Annotated in this window: 3 protein-coding genes and 1 pseudogene; 1 reads left to right on the forward strand and 3 read right to left on the reverse strand. The window is 67.7% G+C overall.

Features of this window, described 5'->3' with window-relative positions; translation table 11 throughout:
- The coding region (locus BBK14_RS09020; protein ID WP_198541215.1) for a MarR family winged helix-turn-helix transcriptional regulator at positions 1-386 on the reverse strand (386 nt) is incomplete at its 3' end.
- 301 nt (positions 387-687) lie between these two features.
- Complete coding sequence (locus tag BBK14_RS09025) at positions 688-1,584, reverse strand: LysR family transcriptional regulator (protein ID WP_071060965.1); 897 nt, start codon at positions 1,582-1,584, stop codon at positions 688-690.
- Between the two features lie 226 nt (positions 1,585-1,810).
- On the opposite strand from BBK14_RS09025, the gene BBK14_RS09030 reads away from it, so the two are divergent.
- A complete protein-coding gene (locus BBK14_RS09030; protein ID WP_071060968.1) occupies positions 1,811-3,043 on the forward strand; it encodes a multidrug effflux MFS transporter in 1,233 nt (410 codons plus the stop codon).
- A 738-nt stretch (positions 3,044-3,781) separates the two neighbouring features.
- Here BBK14_RS09030 and BBK14_RS09035 read toward each other — a convergent pair.
- Positions 3,782-4,220, reverse strand: a pseudogene (locus BBK14_RS09035) (hypothetical protein); the annotation flags it as partial.

Below are 4,220 nucleotides of genomic sequence, written 5' to 3' on the forward strand. Positions count from 1 at the left end.
ACTAGGTCGGCCCACTCCTTGCGCACCAAGGCATAGTTACTTGTCCCGCGGGCCGTCGGATAGATCTTCACCTCGCGGCCGTCCTCTGCACTGCTGCGCCGCTCGATGACGCCCTTGTCCTCCAGGCCGTTGAGCACCGTGCTGAGGTTGCTGCGCTGCAATCCCGAGGCGTGCGCGATATGGCTCGGAATCGTGCCCGGGCGGCGATGCAAGTAGCGCATCACGATGCCCTCGGACGGCGAGAGCGACACCGCCTCCTTGCTGGAGTAGTCACGGAACTGGATCTCTCGGGAGATGATGAGCACGAGATCGGCGAAGTCGGCCCACTGGCCGTCGGCGGCGTTCGAGGTGCGTCGCCGGTCCCAGCGATCTTGATCGTCTCCCACGGCTCTCATCTTACTACTACTTACCAACTCATAGTTATTTCCCTATAGCTAATTCGTCGCGAACCGAGGGAGCACGAGGCTGCCGATCCAGCGACTGTGCCGCCCCGATCAGGGTCAGCGGCCCGGCGAGGTCGAGCAGTGACACGTGCGGCTGGCACTTCGCGGCGCCCCTCGGCACGCTGCTCGACGAGGTAGGTCGCAACGCCGAGTGCGGCAGCACGGCCAGCATGAGCCAGGTCAAGGCGGCCAGCCGAGCGCGTGGTTTGGCCGGCGGCACGAGCAGGCCGGTGATTAGGCAGGGTCAGGAACCGTCGAGGGTGGCGAGGAAGGCCCGGGCACTGGGCGCCGAGGGGGCTGGTTTCCGGTGGATGAGGCTGACGGGGTGTTGGGCGGCGTGATCGTCCAGCCGCAGCACCCCGATGTTGCCTGATGACTCCGACGCTTTCCGGGCTGCGGAGGCGGTCACGATCGCGGCGCCGAGATCGAGAGCGGCGACGCGGATGATGTCGTCGAGGTTGGTGAGTTCGAAGGCGACGCTCCGGGTGGTGATGCCGGCGCGGGTGAAGGCGGCGTCGACCTGCAGGCGCAGCCCCGACCCCACCCGCAGTTCGATGAAGCGGGTGTCCTCGGCGAGCTCGGGCAGGCGCACGCAGGTGCGGCCGAACAACGGGTGAGTCCTGCCGACCACGGCGACCAGCGGCTCGGTGGCCAGCAGGCGGTGTGCCAGCCCGTCCGGGATCTGGTCAGCGAACAGGCCGACGAATGCCAGGTCGAGCTCGCCGGTCCGGACCTGTTCGGCCATTATCACGCTGCCGTTGTCGCTGATGGCGATCTCGACTCCGGGATGGCGTCGGTGGAAGTCGGCCACCGTTGCCTCGATCTCGCTGGTTGTCTCGACGGCTCCGATCATGCCCAGGCGCATCCGACCGGTGACGACTCCGGACAGCCCCGCCAGCGCCGATGCGGCCTCGTCGAGTTCGGCCAGGATCCGCCGGGCATAGGGCAGCAGTAGTTCCCCGGCCTGGCTGAGCCGGACAGACCGGCTCGTCCGTTCGAACAGGCGCAGGTCGATGTCCCGTTCGAACCGGGCGATCTGGTAACTGAGCGCGGACTGCACCACGTGGCAGCGTGCGGCGGCTCGGGTGAAATTCGCCTCCTCGGCGACGGCGACGAAGTACTCCAACTGGCGGATATCCATCGAAGCCCTCGATCGGTGTAGTCGAAATAATGTCTTGGACAGATTGCCCGACGGGACCGAACCTCGTCATCAGGACACCACGCGCGAAGCTCCATAGCGGACACGCCTCGGACACGCCGAAGAAGCAACCGCCGTGGACCAGCGATCTAGCTGATGACCATCCCGGGGTGCACCCGGGAGCCCGCCCCCGCTACAGCCGCCCGGACGCCGCAACCCGGAGGACCGCGTGCCCTCGTCCCGTATCTCGCAACCACTGGTCATCATGCTCGGCGCGCTGACGGCGCTCGCACCGTTCTCGATCGACGCCTATCTGCCCGGGCTGCCCGACCTGGCCCGAACCTTCCACACGTCGGCCTCGGCAACGCAGCTGACCCTGACCGCCTGCCTGCTTGGCCTGGCCGTCGGCCAGCTCGTCGCCGGGCCGCTGAGTGACAGCTACGGCCGGCGCCGGCCGCTGCTGGCCGGGCTCGCCGTGTACACCCTCGCATCGCTGCTGTGCGCGCTCGCGCCGTCCGTCTGGGCGCTGGTCGCCCTCCGGTTCGTACAGGGAGCGGCCGGCGCCGGCGGCATCGTCATCTCCAACGCCATCGCCCGCGACCGGACCAGTGGGACGGCTTCCGCCCGGCTGTTCGCCACGCTTGCGCTCGTCACCGGCCTCGCCCCCGTGCTCGCACCGGTTATCGGCGCCCAGGTTCTGCAGGTCACCTCCTGGCGGGGCGTGTTCGTCGTCCTGGCCGGCCTCGGCGCGGTGCTGTTCACCGTCGCCGCCACCGGGCTCGCCGAGTCGCTGCCCGCCGGGCGCCGGCACCGTGGAGGGGTGAGTGCCACCATCCGGGTGTTCCGCGGGCTGCTGGCCGACCGGACCGTCCTCGGGTGCGCGCTGGCCCTCGGGTTCGCGGCCGGCGCCATGTTCGCCTACATCTCCGGGGGACCGTTTGTCCTCCAGGACATTTACGGCCTGTCCCCACAGGCGTACAGCGTCACGTTCGCGGTCAACGCCCTCGGCTTCATCACCGCCAGTCAGGTCGGTGGGCGCGTCGTCCACCGCACCGGCCCGCGCGCACTGCTCCTCGTGGGCGTCGTCATGTGTGCCGTCGGAGGCATTGCCGCGTTCGTCGCGCTCGCCGCCCACGCGGGCCTGGGAGTGGTTCTGCCGACCCTGTTCGTGACGGTCACCAGCATGGGACTGACCTTCCCGAACGCGATCGCGCACGCGCTGGCCGACCAAGCGGGCAACGCCGGCGCGGCAGCGGCCCTGCTCGGCCTCGCCCAGTTTTTGTTCGGGGCCGTGGCAGCCCCTGTCGTCGGGTCCGCCGGCACCGACACCGCAGTCCCGATGGGGATCACCATCGCCGTACTCGGGGTGGCCGCAGCGGCCGCATGCGTGTTCCTGGTTCCCCGGCAGACCGGGAGAAACACCCAGGTAGGGAAAGCCACAGTCTTGTCCGCACCCCGATAGACCACGCTCATACCACTCGCCGCTCGGCCCTGGTCGTCCCGACTTGCCTGGCTCGACGTCGGTGCAGGTGACGGGGGCCGAGCCGGGACCGGCTTCCGCCACAGCTGAAGTCTCCGTGCCAAGAACCACCTTGCACCGTATCGGGTACGACCTGTGCGCCTCCTGGCACCGTCTCGGTGTTGAGTCCTCCGCTGATGTGTCGAGACGGTCGGGTTGGTGCTCGTGGTGCGGTACGACGCGCTGTCTGATGGCAAGGTAGGGCACGAACCCGTGCACATCGTCGTTGGTTGGTGCTAGCCATTCAACCAATAGTTCGGAGGATGCTGACTAACAGTGCCGGAGCGCCGACGTATGACAGCGAAGAGTTGCCAGAGCGGATGAACAGACCCGTCCATCGCTGACTTTTTGCAGCAGATCGACTACTCTCTGCTGCCCCCAACGGGATTCGCAACAGACCCGTGCAGGCCTGACCAGCGTTTCAGTACCAGGGCGGCTTGTCGTCGAGGGTGATTTTACGCTTCCTGTGCGTGGAGGTGCCCGGTGAGCGCGCAGGGGGATGGCGGCGGCCATGGGGTGGGGAGCTTCGCCGTCCGCGGTGTCACCGTGATCATGGGCCTGGTGATGGGGCTGAGTTTCCTGTTCGGCTTCGGTAACTCCTGGGCTTTGGGCCTCCATCTGGGTGTGTCGCCGTACATCGCGCCGTTGAATCCCCGTGGGTTCACGCGATCTGAAGGCTTTTCAGCGCGAACTCGCGGGTCGGTCGGTGCTTGGACCGGTGGTTGACCCTTGGGTTCCTGCTGAACCGTCGGGAGTGTGCCGCTCGGCGAGCGACTCGAGGAGGTGGCGGGCGGCGTTGGCGTAGCGCATGGCGGTGTTCTGGTCGAGGCCGAAGACGGCGGCGAGGTGGAGGGGGTCGGGGCCGTGGGTGAGGGCCTCGTCGAGCTGTCTGTCGACGCGTAGTTGTTCGAGGGTGACGGGCAGGCCTCGGACGATCAGGGATAGCCAGCTGTCGCTGACGGGACCGTGTCCCAGCGCGGTCTGTCCATTGACTATCAGATGGGGATTGGCGGTGTTGGGCCATCGGGTGCGGCGGTAGGCGAGCCAGTCCAGGACGGCATGGTAGGTGAGGTCGTCGAGTGGTCGGTTTATGTCGGCGATGACGAGGCGGCGGTTGCCG

Source organism: Parafrankia soli, from assembly GCF_001854695.1.
Taxonomy (GTDB): domain Bacteria; phylum Actinomycetota; class Actinomycetes; order Frankiales; family Frankiaceae; genus Parafrankia; species Parafrankia soli.